This is a genomic window from Micromonospora sp. NBC_01655 (assembly GCF_026339755.1).
Classification (GTDB): Bacteria; Actinomycetota; Actinomycetes; order Mycobacteriales; family Micromonosporaceae; genus Micromonospora.
The window spans coordinates 3,739,586-3,757,862 of the sequence record NZ_JAPEQF010000001.1; the positions used below are offsets into that span (position 1 = coordinate 3,739,586).

At 78.4% G+C, this 18,277-nt stretch carries 13 protein-coding genes and 3 pseudogenes; 12 read left to right on the plus strand and 4 right to left on the minus strand.

Features of this window, described 5'->3' with window-relative positions; translation table 11 throughout:
- Positions 1-88: 88 nt before the first annotated feature.
- From OOK41_RS17250 to cobA, 11 genes and pseudogenes are all read left to right on the plus strand, one after another.
- Positions 89-2,239, plus strand: a pseudogene (locus OOK41_RS17250) (VWA domain-containing protein); the annotation flags it as partial.
- A gap of 122 nt (positions 2,240-2,361) precedes the next feature.
- Complete coding sequence (gene cobO / locus OOK41_RS17255) at positions 2,362-2,973, plus strand: cob(I)yrinic acid a,c-diamide adenosyltransferase (RefSeq protein ID WP_117669241.1); 612 nt, start codon at positions 2,362-2,364, stop codon at positions 2,971-2,973.
- 83 nt (positions 2,974-3,056) lie between these two features.
- Positions 3,057-4,391, plus strand: coding sequence for a cobyrinate a,c-diamide synthase (locus OOK41_RS17260; protein WP_266267852.1), 1,335 nt, complete (start codon positions 3,057-3,059; stop codon positions 4,389-4,391).
- A gap of 38 nt (positions 4,392-4,429) precedes the next feature.
- Positions 4,430-5,203 (plus strand): precorrin-2 C(20)-methyltransferase, encoded by a 774-nt coding sequence (gene cobI, locus OOK41_RS17265; RefSeq protein WP_266267853.1) that lies wholly within the window; start codon positions 4,430-4,432, stop codon positions 5,201-5,203.
- Positions 5,204-5,250: 47 nt separating this feature from the next.
- Positions 5,251-6,204, plus strand: a complete 954-nt coding sequence (gene cobM / locus OOK41_RS17270) for a precorrin-4 C(11)-methyltransferase (RefSeq protein ID WP_266267854.1) — start codon at positions 5,251-5,253, stop codon at positions 6,202-6,204.
- A complete protein-coding gene (locus tag OOK41_RS17275) occupies positions 6,201-7,352 on the plus strand; it encodes a cobalt-precorrin-5B (C(1))-methyltransferase (protein WP_117669240.1) in 1,152 nt (383 codons plus the stop codon). Before cobM ends, OOK41_RS17275 begins: the two co-directional genes overlap by 4 nt.
- Complete coding sequence (gene cbiE, locus OOK41_RS17280; RefSeq protein ID WP_266265939.1) at positions 7,349-8,602, plus strand: precorrin-6y C5,15-methyltransferase (decarboxylating) subunit CbiE; 1,254 nt, start codon at positions 7,349-7,351, stop codon at positions 8,600-8,602. The genes OOK41_RS17275 and cbiE overlap by 4 nt, the downstream gene beginning before the upstream one ends.
- Positions 8,603-8,694: 92 nt before the next feature.
- Entirely contained in the window at positions 8,695-10,395 is a 1,701-nt protein-coding gene (gene cobJ, locus OOK41_RS17285; protein WP_266265940.1) for a precorrin-3B C(17)-methyltransferase, read from the plus strand.
- Positions 10,383-10,568: pseudogene (locus tag OOK41_RS17290) on the plus strand (4Fe-4S binding protein); the annotation flags it as partial. The gene cobJ and the pseudogene OOK41_RS17290, both read left to right, overlap by 13 nt.
- Positions 10,569-10,765: 197 nt before the next feature.
- A complete protein-coding gene (locus OOK41_RS17295; RefSeq protein ID WP_117669236.1) occupies positions 10,766-11,362 on the plus strand; it encodes a precorrin-8X methylmutase in 597 nt (198 codons plus the stop codon).
- Entirely contained in the window at positions 11,359-13,098 is a 1,740-nt protein-coding gene (cobA, locus tag OOK41_RS17300; RefSeq protein ID WP_266265941.1) for a uroporphyrinogen-III C-methyltransferase, read from the plus strand. Before OOK41_RS17295 ends, cobA begins: the two co-directional genes overlap by 4 nt.
- 159 nt (positions 13,099-13,257) lie before the next feature.
- Here cobA and crcB read toward each other — a convergent pair whose 3' ends face one another.
- From crcB to OOK41_RS17315, 3 genes and pseudogenes are all read right to left on the minus strand, one after another.
- Positions 13,258-13,620, minus strand: a complete 363-nt coding sequence (crcB, locus tag OOK41_RS17305) for a fluoride efflux transporter CrcB (RefSeq protein WP_117669234.1) — start codon at positions 13,618-13,620, stop codon at positions 13,258-13,260.
- 143 nt (positions 13,621-13,763) lie between these two features.
- Positions 13,764-14,192, minus strand: a pseudogene (locus tag OOK41_RS17310) (CrcB family protein); the annotation flags it as partial.
- Between the two features lie 362 nt (positions 14,193-14,554).
- Positions 14,555-15,337 (minus strand): trans-aconitate 2-methyltransferase, encoded by a 783-nt coding sequence (locus OOK41_RS17315; protein WP_117669232.1) that lies wholly within the window; start codon positions 15,335-15,337, stop codon positions 14,555-14,557.
- A 345-nt stretch (positions 15,338-15,682) separates the two neighbouring features.
- Between OOK41_RS17315 and OOK41_RS17320 the strand changes: the two genes are divergently transcribed.
- The gene (locus OOK41_RS17320) at positions 15,683-16,654 is read left to right on the plus strand and encodes a zinc-binding dehydrogenase (RefSeq protein WP_266265943.1); all 972 of its coding nucleotides are present in this window, start codon (positions 15,683-15,685) and stop codon (positions 16,652-16,654) included.
- A 114-nt stretch (positions 16,655-16,768) separates the two neighbouring features.
- Here OOK41_RS17320 and OOK41_RS17325 read toward each other — a convergent pair whose 3' ends face one another.
- Positions 16,769-17,914, minus strand: coding sequence for a hypothetical protein (locus tag OOK41_RS17325; protein ID WP_266265944.1), 1,146 nt, complete (start codon positions 17,912-17,914; stop codon positions 16,769-16,771).
- Positions 17,915-18,277: the final 363 nt, after the last annotated feature.

Genomic DNA, 18,277 nt, shown 5'->3' on the forward strand with positions numbered 1-18,277 from the left:
CGAGGAGTGAGCTGGGTTTGCGAGCCCCGCAGTCGCGAACGGAGGTGGCAGCACAGTGACCACGTTCCCGTTCTCCGCCGTCCTCGGCATGGACGACATGCGTCTCGCCCTGCTGCTCAACGCCGTCTCCCCGGCCATCGGCGGGGTGCTCGTGCGGGGCGAGAAGGGCACCGCGAAGTCCACCGCCGTGCGGGCCCTCGCCGCGCTGCTGCCGCCCGTCGAGCACGTCGCCGGCTGCCGGTTCGGCTGTGACCCGGCCGACGCCGACCCCGGCTGCCCCGACGGCCCGCACCCCGCCCCCCCGGCGGCGGAGCGCCGCCCGGCCCGACTGGTCGAGCTGCCCGTCGGCGCCGCCGAGGACCGGGTGGTCGGCTCGCTCGACCTGGAGAAGGCCCTCGCCGAGGGGGTACGCGCCTTCGAGCCCGGCCTGCTCGCCGCCGCCCACCGGGGGGTGCTCTACGTCGACGAGGTCAACCTGCTCCACGACCACCTCGTCGACCTGCTCCTCGACGCCGCCGCGATGGGCCGCAGCCACGTCGAGCGGGAGGGCGTCTCGGTCAGCCACGCCGCCCGGTTCCTGCTGGTCGGCACGATGAACCCGGAGGAGGGGGAGCTGCGGCCCCAGCTACTGGACCGGTTCGGGCTCACCGTCGAGGTGAACGCCAGCCGGGACCCGGCGGTGCGGGTGGAGGTGGTCCGCCGCAGGCTCGCTGCCGACGCCGACCCGGCGGGGTTCGCCGCCCGCTGGGCCGACGACGACGCGCGGGTGGCCCGCCGGGTCGCCGCCGCCCGGGCCCGGCTCGACCGGGTGCTGCTGCCCGACGCCGCGCTGCGGCAGATCGCCGAGGTGTGCGCCGCGTTCGACGTCGACGGGATGCGCGCCGACATTGTCACCGCCCGGGCCGCGATGGCGCACGCCGCCTGGCAGGACCGGACCGTGGTGACCGCCGAGGACGTCCGGGTGGCCGCCCGGCTCGCCCTGCCGCACCGGCGCCGCCGGGACCCGTTCGACACGCCGGGGCTGGACGAGAAGCGCCTCGACGAGGCGTTGCAGCGGGCCGGCGACGACGACCCCGACCCGCCCGGCGGCCCGACTGACGACGGCGGCCCCGGCGGCCCGACCGGTGGCGGCCCGGGCGGCCCCGGTGATCCGGCGGGTGGCGGCCCCGGTGGCGGTGGCCGCGACGGGGGCGGACCGGACGACGACCGGCCCGCCGACGGCGACCCGCGCCGCGAGCACGCCGGGGGACCGGGACCCGCCGGCCCGGTGGGTGGCGACGCCGCGCCGGCCGGTGGCGGCGGCACGGCAACCGGCGAGCGGGGCGACGCCGCGCCGGCCGGCGACGGCGGTGGCCCGGCCCGTGCCGGCGACCACGCCGACGCGCGCCCCGGCGGACCCGGTCGGCCCGGCGAGCCCTCGGCGGGCGGGCAGCCGGTGGCCGTACCCCGAACGGGGTTGAAGGCCCGGCTGTTCACCGCGCCCGGCGTGGGCGACGGGGTGCCCGGCCGGCGGTCCCGGGCCCGCACCGGCCGGGGCCGCACCACCGGGGCGCGGACCCCGCTCGCGGGCCGGGCCGGCGCCCTGCACCTGCCCGCGACGATCCGGGCCGCCGCCCCGCACCAGCCGGCCCGGGGACGCCGCGGCGGCCCGCTGCGGCTACGCCCGGCCGACCTGCGCGAGGCGGTCCGCGAGGGACGCGAGGGCAACCTCGTGCTGTTCGTGGTCGACGCCAGCGGCTCGATGGGCGCCCAGCAGCGGATGTCCGCCGTCAAGGGGGCCGTCCTGGCCCTGCTCACCGACGCCTACCAGCGGCGGGACAAGGTCGCCGTGGTCGCCTTCCGGGACGCCGGCGCGCAGACCCTGCTGCCGGCCACCTCGTCCGTGCTCGCCGCCTCCGCCCGGCTGGCCGAGCTGCCCACCGGCGGGCGTACCCCGCTCGCCGAGGGCCTGCTCGCCGCCGCCGACCTGCTGCGGGTGGAGCGGCTGCGCGACCCGCGCCGCCGGCCGCTGGTGCTGGTGCTCACCGACGGCCGGGCCACCGCCGGGCACCGCCCGCTGGACCGGGCCGCCCGGGCGGCGGCGGTGCTCGCCGCGACCGGCGCCCCCTGCGTGGTCGTCGACTGCGAGTCCGGCCCGGTCCGCCTGCACCTGGCCCGCCGCCTCGCCACCCACCTGGCCGCGGACCACCACCCCCTGACCGACGTCACCTCCACCCCCCTCCTGACCCACCTCGCCACCCCCCACCCCACCCGTTCTGCGCGATCTTGCCCGCTGGGGGCGGGCGAAAGGGACGAAAGCGGTGTTCCCGGGGGCCGCAACCGCAAGATCGCGGAGAACCATCAGGACAGGAGCGTTCGCTGATGCCACAGGGGAAGCCTTCGCACGTGCCCGTCGACGGGTTGACCACGCGGCAGCGGCGGCATCGGCCGTTGACGATCGTCCACACCGGGCAGATGAAGGGGAAGTCGACCGCCGCGTTCGGGCTGGCGCTGCGCGCCTGGACCGCCGGCCTGTCGATCGGGGTGTTCCAGTTCGTCAAGAGCGCCAAGTGGCGGGTGGGGGAGGAGAACGCCTTCCGCGCCCTCGGCGAGGTGCACGAGCGCACCGGCCAGGGTGCCCCGGTGGCCTGGCACAAGATGGGCGAGGGCTGGTCCTGGATCCAGCGCGGCGGCGAGGCCGACCACGCCGCCGACGCCTTGGAGGGCTGGCGGCAGATCCAACGCGACCTCGCCGCCCAGCGGTACGGCCTGTACGTGCTCGACGAGTTCACCTACCCGATGAAGTGGGGCTGGGTCGACGTCGCCGAGGTGGTCGACACGCTGGCCGCCCGGCCCGGCTTCCAACACGTGGTGATCACCGGTCGGGACGCCGACCCCCGGCTGGTCGAGGCCGCCGACCTGGTCGCCGAGCTGACCAAGGTCAAGCACCCGATGGACGCCGGCCAGAAGGGCCAGAAGGGCATCGAGTGGTGACCCCGACAGCCGCCGACAGTCCCCGGCCGCCCGCGTCCGCTTCGACCGCCACCCGGCCGCCGGATCCGGGCGGGCCGTGGGCGCTGCCCCGGATCGTGGTGGCCGCGCCGGCCAGCGGGCACGGCAAGACCACCGTGGCCACCGGGCTGCTCGGCGCGCTGCGCCGCCGCGGCCTGACCGTCAGCCCGCACAAGGTCGGCCCCGACTACATCGATCCCGGCTACCACGGGCTCGCCGCCGGCCGGCCCGGCCGCAACCTCGATCCCTGGCTGGTCGGCGAGGAGCGGGTCGCGGCGCTGCTGCGGCACGGCGCCACCGTCCCGACCCCCGCCGACGTCGCCGTGGTCGAGGGGGTGATGGGCCTGCACGACGGCGCGGTCGGCCGCCGGGGGTACGCCTCCACCGCGCACGTCGCCGCGCTCGTCGACGCCCCCGTGGTGCTGGTGCTCGACACCACGGCCCAGGGGCGCTCCGCCGCCGCGCTGGTGCTCGGCATGCGCGCCTTCGACCCGGCCGTGCGGATCGGCGGGGTGATCCTCAACCGGGTCGGCTCGCCCCGGCACGAGAGCCTGCTGCGCGCCGCGCTCGCCGAGGTGGGCGTGCCGGTGCTCGGGGCGGTCAGCCGAGCCGTCGAGGTCACCGCCCCGTCGCGGCACCTCGGCCTCGTCCCGGTCGCCGAGCGTGCCCCGGAGTCCGTGGCGATCGTGGCCGCCCTCGCCGACCTGGTCGCCGCCACCGTGGACCTCGACGCGGTGCTCGCCCTGGCCCGCACCGCCGGTCCGCTGACCGCGCCGGCCTGGGACCCGGTCGCGGCCGTCGGCGGTCCGGCCACGACCACCGCCCCGACCGTCGCGGTGGCCGCCGGCCCGGCCTTCACCTTCTCGTACGCCGAGACGGCCGAACTCCTCGCCGCGGCCGGCGCGACCGTGGCCCCGTTCGACCCGCTGCGCGACCCCGGCCTGCCGGCCGGCACCCGGGCCGTGGTGATCGGCGGTGGCTTCCCCGAGGCGCACGCCGACGCCCTCGCCGGCAACGCGGCGCTCCGCGCCGAGCTGGCCGCCTTCGACGGGCCGGTCGTCGCCGAGTGCGCCGGCCTGCTCTACCTGGGCCGTTCCCTGGACGGGACGCCGATGTGCGGGCGGCTGGACCTGACCGCCCGGATGACCGGCCGGCTCACCCTCGGCTACCGGGACGCCGTGGCCGCCGCCGACTCCCCGGTCACCCGGGCCGGCGAGCCGGTACGCGGACACGAGTTCCACCGCACCGTCACCGACCCCGGCCACGGCGACATCCCGGCCTGGCGCTGGGACGGCGCGGCGCACGGCTTCGTCGACGGCCGGGTGCACGCCTCCTACCTGCACACCCACTGGGCCGGCCAACCGGCCGCCGCCCGCCGCCTGGTCGAGGCGTGCCGGTGAGCCCCCCGCCCGACCCCGCGGACCCGGGCCGGCCGGCGCTGACCGGGGTCGGCGTCGGGCCGGGCGACCCGGAGCTGCTGACCGTGAAGGCGGTCCGGGTGCTCGGGGCGGCCGACGTGGTCTTCGTACCGGTGATGGCGCACCGGACCGACGCCCCGGCCGGCCCCGCCGGGACCGGGGACGACCCGGGGGTGGCCGACGGCGGCGGGCGGGCCGAGGCGACCGTCCGGTCGTACGTGGACGCTGCCCGGGTGCGACGGCTGCCGTTCGCCCTCGACGACCGGGGTGGCATCACCGCCCGCCGCCGCGCGGCCTGGGACGCCGCCGCCCGCGCCGTGGTGGACGCGTTCGACGCCGGGGCGACCCGGGTCGCGTTCGCCACCATCGGCGACCCCAACGTCTACTCCACCTTCGGCTACCTGGCCCAGGGCGTGCGCGCGCTGCGGCCGGCGGTCACGGTCGGCACCGTTCCCGGGATCACCGCCATGCAGGACCTCGCCGCCCGCAGCGGCACCGTGCTCTGCGAGGGACGCGAGCCGCTGACCCTGCTGCCGGCCACCGCCGGGCCGGTGCTGTTCGCCGACGCGCTCGCCGGCCCGGGGACCGTGGTCGCGTACAAGGGCTGGCGGCGGCACCCCGAGCTGGTCGGGGAGCTGCGCCGGCAGGGCCGCCTCGGCGACGCGGTGCTCGGCCGGGGGCTCGGCCTGCCCGGCGAGCGGATCGGGCCGGTGCGCCCCGACGAGACCGACCTGCCGTACCTGTCGACGCTGCTCGTCCCGGCCCGCCGGGACCGCCGAGGAGGAAAACTGTGACCAGCGTGGCGAACCCGGACAGCACCGGGGCGACGACCAGGGGCAAGGTGTGGTTCGTCGGGGCCGGCCCGGGCGCGGCGGACCTGCTCACCCTGCGCGCCGCCCGGGTCGTCGGCGCGGCCGACGTGGTGGTCTGGGCGGCCAGCCTGGTGCACGCCGACGTGCTCGCCCACGCCCGCCCCGACGCCGAGATCGTCGACTCGTCCCAGCTCCCGATGGAGGGGGTGCGCCCGCTCTACGAGCGGGCCGCCGCGCAGGGGCTGACCGTGGCCCGGATCCACTCCGGCGACCCGGCGCTGTGGGGCGCGGTGCAGGAGCAGCTCGACCTGTGCCGGGCCCTCGGCCTGGCCGTCGAGATCGTCCCCGGCGTGTCCTCGTTCACCGCCGTCGCCGCGCTCGTGGGCCGGGAGCTGACCGTACCCGAGGTCGCCCAGTCGGTGATCCTCACCCGGCTGGAGGGCGGGAAGACGCCGATGCCGGCGGGTGAGCGGGTCCGCGACTTCGCCCGGCACGGCACCACCATGGCGCTGTTCCTCTCCGCCGCCCGCTCCGGGCAGGTCCAGGCCGAGCTGCTGGCCGGCGGCTACCCGGCGGACACCCCGGCGGTGGTGGCGTACCAGGCGACCTGGCCGGACGAGCTGGTGGTGCGCTGCACCGTCGGCACGCTGGAGGCGACCGTCAAGGAGCACCGGCTCTGGAAGCACACCCTGTTCCTGGTCGGGCCGGCGCTGGCCGCCACCGGCACCCGGTCGCACCTCTACCACCCGGGGCACTTCCACACCTTCCGCCGGGCCGAGCCGGCCGCCCGGGCGGAGCTGCGCCGCCGCCGCGAGGGCGCGACCGGTACGGCCGAGATCCCGGCCCGCCCCGGCGGCGACCCCGGCCGACCGGACGCGGGCGAGGCCCGGCCGGGCGGGAGCGCCGCCGCGCTGGGGCAGCCCGCCGAGCCGGGGCAGCCCGCCGCGCCGGGGGAGCCCGCCGGCCCGGAGCGGGCCGGATGACGTACCCCGAGCCGGAGCTGCGTGAGCCGGACCTGCCGCGCACCGCGAAGGTCCGGCCCCGGGCGTTGCGCACCGGCTGGACGACCGGCGCGTGCGCCACCGCGGCGGCCAAGGCCGCGGTGACCGCGCTGGTCACCGGCGTGCCGCAGCGGGAGGTCGAGATCGGCCTGCCCGCCGGCCGCCGGGTGGTCTTCGCCGTTCAGCGGTGCGACTTCGCCCGGCTGCCCGGGGCGCGCGCCGAGGCGGTGGTGGTCAAGGACGCCGGCGACGACCCGGACGTGACCCACGGCGCGCACCTCACGGCCACCGTCGGCTGGCGCGACGAGCCGGGCCTCGACCTCGCCGGCGGCCCGGGCGTGGGCACGGTCACCAGGCCGGGCCTGGGGCTCGCCGTCGGCGGGCCGGCGATCAACGAAACCCCGCGCCGCATGATCGGCCAGGCAGTCGCCGAGGTGGTCGACCTGACCGAGGTCGGCATCCGGGTGGTGATCAGCGTCCCCGGCGGCGAGGTGATGGCCCGCAAGACCACCAACCGGCGGCTGGGCATCCTCGGCGGCATCTCCATCCTCGGCACCACCGGGATCGTCCGGCCCTTCTCGACGGCGTCCTGGCGGGCCAGCGTGGTGCAGGCGGTGCACGTGATGGCCGCGCAGGGGGAGCGGACCGTGGTGCTGTGCACCGGCGGGCGCACCGAGCGGGCCGCCCGCGCGCTCCTGCCCGAGCTGCCCGAGGTCTGCTTCGTCGAGGTCGGCGACTTCACCGGCGCGGCGGTCACCGCCGCCGTCGGCGACGGGATGACCGGGGTGGCCTTCGTCGGGATGGCCGGCAAGCTGGCCAAGCTCGCCGCCGGCGTGCTGATGACCCACTACACCCGGTCCAAGGTGGACCTGTCCCTGCTCGGCGCGGTCACGGCCGAGGCCGGCGGGGACCCGGCGCTGGTGGCCGAGGTGGCGGCGGCGAACACCGGGCGGCACGCGTACGAGCTGTGGGAGGCCGCCGGGCTGCTCCGTCCCGCCGGGGACCTGCTCTGCCACCGGGTCCGCCAGGTACTGCTGCGCTTCGCCGGGCACCGCGTCGCCGTCGACGTGGCGATGGTGGACTTCGCCGGGGACAACATGGTCGCCTCCTCCGGCCGGTGGGCCGCGTGACCCGCGCCGCCGACCCGGCCGCCGCCGGCCGTCCGGCCGCGGCCCCGGTGACCGTCGTCGGGGTGGACGCGGCCGGCGCGCCGCCGCATCCCTCCGCCCTCGCCGCGCTGGCCGGGGCCCGGCTGGCCGTCGGCGCGGCCCGGCACCTCGCCTGCGCCGCACTGCCCGACGACTGCGCCACGGTGACCCTCGGCCCGCTCGCGCCCGCGCTGGACCGGCTCGCCGCCGCCGTGGCCGCCGGCCTGCCGGCGGTGGTGCTGGCCAGCGGGGACCCGGGGTTGTTCGGCATCGTCCGCCGGCTGCGCGTCGAGGGACTGCCGGTGCGGGTGCTGCCCGCCGTGTCCAGCGTGGCCGCCGCGTTCGCCCGCGCCGGCCTGCCCTGGGACGGTGCGGCGGTGGTCAGCGCGCACGGCCGGGACCTGCGGCCCGCGCTCAACGCCGTCCGCGCCCTGCCGGCGGTCGCCGTGCTCACCGCCCCCGGCGCCGGGGCCGCCGAACTCGGGGCGGGGCTGGTCGGCTGGCGCCGCCGGCTGGTCGTCGCCGAGCACCTCGGCACCCCGGCCGAACGGGTCGTCGAGACCACCCCGGAGCGGGCCGCCGCCACCGCCTGGGCCGACCCGCACGTGCTGCTCTGCCTCGCCACCGACCCGGACGAGGTCGGGGCGGTGCGCGCCGACAACCAGCCGGCCGCCGCGCCGGCCGGCGGCTGGGCGCTGCCCGAGGCCGGGTACGCCCACCGCGACTCGATGATCACCAAGGCGGAGGTGCGGGCCCTCGCCGTGGCCCGGCTGCGTCCCCGCCTCGGCCGGCTCGTCTGGGACGTCGGCGCGGGCAGCGGCTCGGTCGGGATCGAGTGCGCGCTGCTCGGCGCGGCCGTGATCGCCGTCGAGCGCGACCCGGACGCCGTGGACCTGGTCCGGCGCAACGCCGCCGCGTACCGGGTGGACGTCCGGGTGGTCGCCGGGGCGGCCCCGGTCGCGCTGGCCGGGCTGCCCGACCCCGATGCCGCCTTCGTCGGCGGCGGCGGCCTCGACGTGCTCGCCGCCGTGGCGGCCCGCCGGCCCGCCCGGGTGGTGGCGACCCTCGCCGCGCTGGACCGGGTGGCCCCCGCGCTGGGCCTGCTGCGCGAGCACGGCTACCGCGCCGAGGGCGTACAGCTCTCCGCCGCCCGGCTGGCCGACCTGCCCGGCGGATCGGTCCGGCTGGCCGCCACCAACCCGGTTCTCGTCCTCACCGGGGACCGCCCGTGACAGCCGCCGCCGCGCGCCCGCCGGGCCGCCCACCGCCGCCGAACCGCCACCCGCCCGCTTCCGAACCGCCACCCGCCAGCCCAGGAGCGCAGATGCCCCGCATCGGACTCGTCGCCGCCACCGCCGCCGGCCGCCGGCACGCCCGGACCGTCGCCGCCGCCTGGCCGAACGCCCGCCTCGTCGAGGCCGGCACCGCCGCCGACGCGCTGCGCGCCGCGTTCACCGGGTACGACGCGGTGGTGGCGTTCCTCGCCACCGGCGCGGTGGTCCGCGTCCTCGCGCCGCTGCTGCGCGACAAGCACGCCGACCCGGCCGTCGTGGTGGTCGACGAGGCCGCCCGGCACGCCGTGGCGCTGCTCGGCGGGCACGCCGGGGGCGCCAACGCCCTCGCCGCCGACGTCGGCGCGCTGCTCGACGCCCGGCCGGTGGTCACCACCGCCACCGACGCGGTCGGCCTGCCCGGCCTGGACACCCTCGGTTGGCCGGTCGAGGGGGCCCTCGCCGCGGTGAGCCGGGCGATCCTCGACGGCGAGCCGGTGCGGCTGGTCGCCGACGCGGTGTGGCCGCTGCCCGCTCTGCCGGAGACCGTCCGTCCCGACGCTCCCGCCGACGGGCCCCGGCTGCTGGTCACCGACCGGGTGGTGCCGCTCGACGGGCGCACCGCAGTGCTGCGGCCCCCGTCGCTGGTGGTCGGCGTCGGCGGCAGCCGGGGCGTGCCCGCCGCCGAGGTGCGCGACCTGCTGGACCGGGTGCTCGCCGCCGCCGGGCTGAGCCCCGCCAGCGTCCGCTGCCTGGCCAGCGCCGACATCAAGGCCGACGAGGCGGGCATCCGGTCGACCGCCGACGCGCTGGGCGTACCCCTGGTGACGCATCCGGCGGCGGACCTGGCGGAGGTCGAGGTGCCGCACCCCAGCGAGGTGGTGCGCGCGGCGGTCGGCACGCCGAGCGTCGCGGAGGCCGCCGCGCTGCTCGGCGAGCCCGGCCGGCGTTGCGACGCGGCGCTGGTCGCGCCGAAGACCGCGTCGGCGATGGCCACGGTCGCGGTGGCCCGGCACGCGCCGCGCGGCCGGCTGGCGATCGTCGGCCTCGGCCCCGGCGCGGCCGACCTGCGCACCCCGCGGGCGGTCGCCGAGCTGCGCCGGGCCGCCGTGGTCGTCGGCCTCGACCAGTACGTCGAGCAGGTGCGCGACCTGCTGCGCCCCGGCAGCCGGGTGCTGGCCAGCGGCCTCGGCGCGGAGGAGGAACGGGCCCGCGCCGCCGTCACCGAGGCCGCCGCCGGGTATGCCGTGGCGCTGGTCGGCTCCGGCGACGCCGGGGTGTACGCGATGGCCAGCCCCGCCCTGGAACACGCCGACGACCGGATCGACGTGGTCGGGGTGCCCGGGGTGACCGCCGCGCTCGCCGCGTCGGCGCTGCTCGGCGCCCCGCTCGGCCACGACCACGCCTACCTGAGCCTGTCGGACCTGCACACCCCCTGGGAGGTCATCGAGCGGCGGGTGGCCGCCGCGGCCGAGGGGGACTTCGTGGCGCTGCTGTACAACCCGCGCAGCCGGGCCCGGGACTGGCAGCTCGCCGCCGCCCTGAAGACCTTCGCCGCGCACCGCCCGCCGGACACCCCGGTCGGGGTGGTGCGCAACGCCAGCCGGCCCGGCGAACGGGTGCACCTGGCCACCCTGGCCACGCTCGACCCGGCCGTGGTCGACATGTACAGCGTGGTGGTGGTCGGCAGCACCCAGACCCGGGTCGTCGCCGGCCGGATGGTCACCCCGCGCGGCTACCGGTGGCGCAGGTGACCGACCCGACCGTCGCGCCCGTGGCGATCGGCCCCTGCCAGGGGTGCGGCGCCTGCCTGCTGACCTGCCCGACGCACGCGATCCGGCCGACGCCGGCCGGGCTGCTGGTCCGCGCCGACCGGTGCACCGGCTGCCTGGAGTGCCTGGAGATCTGCCCGGTGGACGCGATCCGTGTCACCGAACCCGAGACGATCCGGAGGAGCCCGATGAGTTCGACCGCGGTCAGCGTCGCGCCCCCGGCGCGCCACCACCTGGCCGGCCCGGCGCTGACGGCGCTGCTCGGCGGGACCGCCGCGAACCCGGCCGGGCCGACGGCTGCCGGTGCGACGGCTGCCGGTGCGACGGTTGCCGGCGCGACGGGGGAGTCCCGGTGAGCCGCGCGGTACACCCGATCGAGCAGCAGTCGTACGCGATCCTGCGCTCCCGGGTGGACCTGACCGGCCTGCCGCCGCTGACCCGGGCCGTCACCGAACGGGTGGTGCACGCCAGCGCCGACCTCGACTACGTCACCGACCTGGTCTGCGACGAGGCGGCCCTGGCCGGCGGGCTGGCCGCCCTGCGGGCAGGGGCGCCCGTCGTCACCGACGTGGCGATGGTCGCCGCCGGGATCACCCGCGCCGGCCTGGAACTGGTCTGCCCGATCGCCGAGCCGGCCGCCGCCGGGCTGGCCCGGGCGGCGGGGATCACCCGCTCGGCGGCGGCTGCCCGGCTGGCGTACGACCGGGTCGGTGCCGGCGCGGTGTGGGTGGTCGGCTGCGCGCCCACCGCCCTGTTCGAGCTGATCGACCTGGCCGCCCGGCCGGCGCTCGTGGTGGGGCTGCCGGTCGGCTTCGTCGGCGCCGCCGAGTCCAAGGCCGCGCTGCGGGCCAGCGGCCTGCCCGCGGTCTCCAACATCGGCGAGAAGGGCGGCTCCGCGGTCGCCGCCGCCGCCCTCAACGCCCTGCTCTACCTTGAGGAGAAGCCATGACGCCGACCCGGGATGCCCGCACCCCGCTGCTGATCGTCGGGCACGGCACCCGCAGCGCCGCCGGGGTCGCCCAGTTCGCCGCGTTGGTCGAGCGGATCCGCCACCGGGACGCCGTAGCCGACGTCGAGGGCGGGTTCATCGAGCTGTCCCGGCCGCCGCTGACCGACGCGGTCGGCGCGCTGGTCGACCGGGGGCACCGCCGGCTCGTTGCGCTGCCCCTCGTGCTCGCCGCCGCCGGCCACGGCAAGGGCGACATCCCGGCCGCGCTGGCCCGGGAGAAGCAGCGCTTCCCCGGGTTCGGGTACGCCTACGGCCGGCCGCTCGGCCCGCACCCGCTGCTGCACGACGCGCTGGCGCAGCGGATCGACGCCGTGCTGGCCGGGGCCGACCGGGCCGGGACCTGGGTGGCGCTGATCGGCCGGGGCTCCACCGACCCGGACGCCAACGCCGAGGTCGCCAAGGTGGCCCGGCTGCTCTGGGAGGGGCGCGGCTACGCCGGCGTCGAGCCGGGGTTCGTCTCGCTGGCCGAGCCGTCGGTGCCGGCCGTGCTGGACCGGCTGCGCCGGCTCGGTGCGCGGCGGATCGTCGTCGCACCGTACTTCCTGTTCGCCGGGGTGCTGCCGGACCGGATCGTCGCCCAGACGGCCGGGTTCGCCGCCGCCCACCCCGACCTCGACGTGCGGGTCGCCGACCTGATCGGCGACTGCGACGCCCTCGCCGACCTCGTGCTCCAGCGGCACGCCGAGGCGCTGCGCGGGGACATCCGGATGAACTGCGACACCTGCGCGTACCGGGTGGCGCTGCCCGGCTTCGTCGACAAGGTGGGCCGGCCGCAGACCCCGCACGACCACCCCGACGACCCGGTCGGCGGTCACCACGGCCACGGCCCCGACCACGACCACCACCACGGCCACGGGCACCAGCACGACCACGGCCACCAGCACGGGCACGGTCCTGGCGACGGCCACGGGCACGGGCAGGACGGCCGCGGCCGGCACCGGGTGGGGGGCCTGCGGCCGGGGCAGGTCGCCATCGTCGGCGGCGGGCCCGGCCCCGACGACCTGATCACCGTACGCGGCAGGGCGCTGCTCGACGCCGCGGACGTGGTGGTCGCCGACCGGCTCGCCCCGCGCGGCCTGCTGGCCGGGTTGCACCCCGGGGTGCTGGTGGTGGACGCGGCGAAGGTCCCCCGGGGACCGTCGATGGGGCAGGACGCCATCAACGACGCCCTCGTCGCGCACGCCCGTGCCGGCCGCCGGGTGGTCCGGCTCAAGGGCGGCGACCCGTACGTCTTCGGCCGGGGCCACGAGGAGGTCCAGGCCTGCGCGGCGGCCGGGGTGGAGACGGTCGTCGTCCCCGGGGTGAGCAGCGCCGTCGCCGCGCCCGCCCTGGCCGGCGTGCCGGTCACCCACCGGGGGGTCGCGCACGACGTCACCGTGGTCTCCGGTCACCTGCCTCCGGGGGACCCGGGCTCGCTGGTGGACTGGACCGCGCTGGGCCGGGCCCGGGGCACCCTCGTGCTGCTCATGGCCGTCGACACGATCTCCAAGATCGCCGCCGTGCTGGTCGAGCACGGCCGGGCCCCGGACACCCCGGCGCTGGTCGTCCAGGACGCGGGGCACCCGACCCAGCGGACGCTGACCTCCCGGTTGGACGAGCTGGGCGCGCTGGCGGTCCGGGCGGACATCCGGCCCCCGGCGGTCTTCGTGGTCGGCCCGGTCGTCGCCCTGGGCTGACCGGGACGGGCCGCCCGTCCGCCCCGTGGCGCAACGGGCGGCCCTCCCGACGACCGGCCCGGGCCCGGGGCCCGTCGGACGGGGAGACACGGCGGGCCCGCCGCCGCTCGTCGACGGTCGCGTCGCCCCCACGGACACCGGCGCCTCGGCCGGGGCGGGTCAGCCGCGCAGCGCGCGGGTCACCGCGTAGCCGAGCGACGCCGCGGCCAGCGCGGCGGCCACGCTGACCAGCGCGTTGGCCAGGGCACGCCACCGGGAACCGTCGCGGGCCAGCCGCAGCGTCTCGTAGCCGAAGGTCGAGTACGTGGTGAGCGCGCCGCAGAAGCCGGTGCCGAGCAGCGCGGCGACGGCCGGCCCGACCGGCACGGCGACCAGGGCGCCGAGCAGCAGCGAGCCGAGCACGTTCACGGTCAGGGTGCCCCACGGGAACGACGAGCCGCGCCGGGACTGCACGGCCCGGTCGGTGAGGTAGCGCAGCGGCGCCCCGACGGCCGCGCCGAGGGCGATCAGCAGGACGGTCACCGGTCCCTCCGATCCGTACGGGCCGGCCCGGCCGGGGCCGGCCCACCCGCCGCCCGGGAACCACCCGCCCCCGGCCGCCCGCCGGACGTCACCGCCGGGGCGGCGCGGCCCGCGCGGCCCAGGAACCGGCTGGCGGCGGCGTCGCCGAGCCACACCGCGACCAGCGCCGCCACCAGGGTGGCGAGCAGGTACGCCAGCGCGGTGCCGGCCGCCCCGGCGGCCACGGCCAGCCGCACGTCGACCGCGTACGTGGAGAAGGTGGTGAACCCACCCAGCACGCCGACGCCGAGGAAGGGCCGGGTGAGCGGCCGGGTCCGCCCGGCGGTGACCACCGCCATCAACGCCCCGATCAGCAGGCACCCCGTCACGTTGACGGTGAACGTCGCCCACGGGAAGCCGGTGGGCCGGTGCGGGAACGCGGCCTGGAGCCCCGCGCGGGCCAGCGCGCCGAGCACACCCCCCGCCGCGATCACGGCGAGCGCCGCCGCCGGGTGCACCCGCAGCTCGCCCCGGTCCCCGGGTACGCGCAGGTCGACGTCGGGGTCGAGCCGGCGTGGTTCCGCTCCGGTCACCTCGTCCTCCCACCAGCACGGCCGTCACCGGCGGGAATCCGTCGCGGGTGACCTCGCGGCTGCCCGACGGCCGCCCCGACGGCGGCCCCTCGTGCCTCCGCCGGGACGAGCCTACCGCCGGCGGGCCCACCGGCCCCCGGGTCGGCACCAGCCTCTGGTCGCCCGGTCGGCACCAGCCCTGGCCCCCGGGCCGGCCCCGCCCGCCGGTGCGTGGCGTGGTCGGCCCGGGGCGTCGGGGCAGTCCCGGCCGTGGCGGCGGGTACCCGGTAGCCGCGTACCGGTCAATGGTGGAGTCCGGGCCGCCGGTGTGGTGGGCCGGGCGGTCCGGGGCGGGCTGGCCGCCGCGCCGGTGGCGGGTCCGGTCAGCGGACGGCGGCCACCGCCGCGTCGGCGCCGCCCCGCCACAGCGTGCCGACCTCGGTGAAGCCTGCGGCGGCCAACGTGTCGAGGTGCCAGGAGACCGGGGGGTTCCAGTCGGGACTGTGTCCGGTCGGGTAGATCTCCTGGCGCCGCGCGACCAGTGGGCCGAGCACCGGGTCCGCGCCGGCCCGCTCCCACCAGTCGGACCAGGACAGGGCCGCGCCGGCGGCGTACCGGGCGGCCCGGCGCTCGCGGGCCCGGGCGGTCAGCTTGTCGGTCAGCCCCGGCAGCGCGTCGTCGGGCATCCGGTCGGCGTTGACGAAGAGCCCGCCCGGACGCAGCAGGTCGCGGATCTCGCCGTAGAGGTCGGTGAGCCGGCCGGCGGGCAGCCAGTGCAGGGCGGTGGCGGTGAGCACCGCGTCGTAGTCGCGGTGCGGCAGCCGGTCGGTCCAGTCGGGGCGGCCCAGGTCGGCGACCAGCACGCTCGCCCGGTCGCCCAGCGACGCGCCGGCCAGGGCCAGCAGCGCCGGGTCGAGGTCGACCAGGGTCACCTCGGCCCGGGGGAAACGGGCCAGCGCCCGCAGGGAGATGGTGCCGGTGCCTCCGGCGAGGTCGAGCAGGCGCGGCGCGTCCGCGTCGGTGACCGCGTCGACGGCGTCGAGCATGGCGGCGAAGCGTTCCTCCCGGTCCGGCAGGAACGCCTCCTGCTGCTGGTCCCAGCTTTCCTGGAAGGCCGCCGCCGTTGCGGCGAGCTGGTCCGCCGCCTCGGTGATGTAAGGAGTCATGACGAGCAGGCTAGTTACCTGTCCGGGGTTCGTCCAGACCTTGTTGCCAACTATTGGCAATTGCAGGATGATGGCGGGGCGATGATCGGCCGGATGGCCGGCGAGGCGTCCCGGTGCGGTGGTGGTTCATCCCCGCGCCGGGACGTCGCCCCGCCGGGACGTCGCCCCGCCGGTCCCGCCGCGCTGGTGGCTTCGCCCTGATCGACTCCAGGTCCATGACAAGGCGGCATCAGGCCGTCGAGATGCCCCGATGTCACTGACACCGTGTCGATCAATCGGGGGTTGACCTCAACCATGCTTCACCTCAGAGGCTGTCGTGGACGGCGAGCGACCTGGAGGTACGGCATGCGAGTGATCGAGGTGACCCGGTTCGGCGGGCCGGAGGCGCTGACCCTGATCGACGCACCCGACCCGACGCCGGGTCCGGGTGACGCGGTGGTCGAGGTGGCCTTCGCGGACGTGCTGTGGATCGATACGGCGATCCGCGGGGGGCGGGCCGGCGCGTGGTTCCCGACCCAGCCACCGTACCGGCCGGGGGCCGGGGTGGCCGGGACGGTCGCCGCGGTGGGTGAGGGCGTCGACCCCGGCTGGGTCGGCCGGCGGGTGGTCGGGCGGACCGGGCCGGGCGGCGGCTACCTAGATCGGGCCCTCGTGCCGGTCGACGGTCTGCTCGCCGTGCCGCCGGTGGTGTCGCTGCGCGACGCGGCGGCCCTGCTGCACGACGGGGCCACCGCGTTCGCCGTGCTCGACCTCGTCGGGGGCGTCCGGACCGGTGAGCGGGTGCTGGTCACCGCCGCCGGCGGGGGAGTGGGTGCGGTGCTGGTCCAGGCTGCCCGCGCCGCGGGCGCCCGGGTGGTGGCGGCGGCCCGCGGGCCGGTCAAGCGGGACGCGCTGCGCCGGCTCGGGGCCGAGGAGGTCGTGGACTACTCCGAGCCGGGGTGGACCGACCAGGTGCGCGCCGGCCTCGGCGGCCTCGACGTGCTGTTCGACGGCGCCGGCGGGGAGTACGGCCGGGCCGCGTTCGACCTGATCCTGCCCGGCGGTCGGGCCTGTGCCTACGGCGCGCCGGCCGGTGGCTTCGCCGCGCCCGACCCGGCGTCGGCCCGGGAGCGGGGCGTGGCGACCACCGGCATCGTGGAACTGCGGGCCGCCTCGGCGCCGGCCCGCCGGCGGCACCTGTTGGCGGCGCTGGACGCCGCCGCCGCCGGCCGGCTGGCGCCGCTGGTGGGGCAGACGTTCCCGCTGGACCGGGCGGCCGACGCGCACCGGGCCATCGAGGAGCGGGCGACGGTCGGCAAGACGCTGCTCACCGTCTGACCGGCCTGTGTCGGCCTGGCCCTGGGTCGGCCTGGCCCTGGGTCGGCCTGGCCCTGGGTCCGTCCGGGCGGGGACGGGCCGGCGGGGTGGCGTCCAGTGGGCGGCCCGTCGGCGTCAGCGGGTCGAGTCCGCCGGGGCCGGCGCACCGGGGGCGGCGGCCTCCGGTCCCGCCGGGGCGGGACCGGCCGGCCCCGGCCGGGGCACCTCGGCCGGGGTTGGCCGGGCGGCCAGGCCGCCGAGCAGGGCCCCGAGGAGCGCGGCGAGGGTGACAACGCCGGTGGTCACCTCCGGGGTCCAGCCGATCCCGGCGGCCAGCGCGAGCCCCGCCAGGTGCCCGGCGACCACCAGCCCGGCGAGCAGGGCGCCGGCGGCCGGCAGCCGCAGCGCGGCGTCGCGCCCGCGGACGGCGTCCAGCCGGAGCAGCAGCAGGTCGGCGAGGCCCGCGCCGCAGACCGCCCCGAGTGCGGCCCACACCTGCGGCATCGGGAACTCGTGCATCACCATGTCGAACAGCGCCACCCCGGCCGCCAGCGCCGCGCCCGCGCCCGGGGTGGCCCGCCGCCGGTGGGCGAGCAGGAACGGCCCGACCAGCACCAGTGTGGTGATCAGGTACGCGTCGACGCCGAGGACCGCCGTCTGCTGCGTCCCGACGGCACCGATCGCGCGGGTCGGCGCGAGGATGAGGAACGCCGACGCGTAGGTGAGCAGGATCGACGGCGCCATCACGCCCAGGGCCAGCGACGCCACCCCCGTCGCCGACCGTCCGCCCTGCTCCCCGCTGGCCCACCAGGACCGCAGCGGGCTGGTCAGCAGCAGCACCGCCGACGCGTCCAGCAGCAGGTGACTCGGGCTGAACGCGGCGTCCAGGCCCACCTCCACCCCGAGGGCCTCGTGCCAGGCCAGGTCGGCCAGGCCGGCGAGCAGGAAGGTGACCGCGCCGATCGCGCCGACCCGGTAGCCGGCCGGGAAGCCGTCCCGCCACCACCGGGGCGCCGCGTCGCGCCGCTGGTACGCCAGCCAGAACGTCCACGCCGCAGTGGCGGCGAAACCCGCGTAGAGCAGGCCGTGCCACGGGGTGAAGAAGCCCTCGATGGTCTCGACGATGTTGCTGTGCGCCCAACCGTCGGACATCGCCCCGGCCGTCAGGCACGCGCCGAACAGGACGGTGACCAGGTCCTCCCGGCGGGTGGCCGGCGGCACCCGGGGGACGGCCGCAGGGGCGGACGGGGATGCCTCGTGGCGGACTCCGCTGCTCGTCATCGGGCGCTCCTCTCAAGAGTCGGTAACTCCGCGCCATTGTGCGATCCCGGTGCGTGACGGAGTGGGACCCTCGGGTGTCCACGCCGGGCGGGTCGCCCCGGCGTCCACCTGCTGGAACAACCGGTACGGGCGTACGGTATGCGGGTCGCCCGGCGCGACCGCCGGCCGCGCCACCGTCGTCGCAGGAGGCGCTGCGCAGGACCGGACCCCCGTCCCGAGGAACTCGAACCGGTGGAGCGGGCCGGCGTGGCCGAGCTGCGGACGCTCCAGCTCGGCCCCGGCCCGTCACCGTCACTCGTGACGGCGGCGAGGTGGTCGCCGGGCTTCGTGGCCGCAGCCGTACCCTCGCCGAGGGCGGCGGGC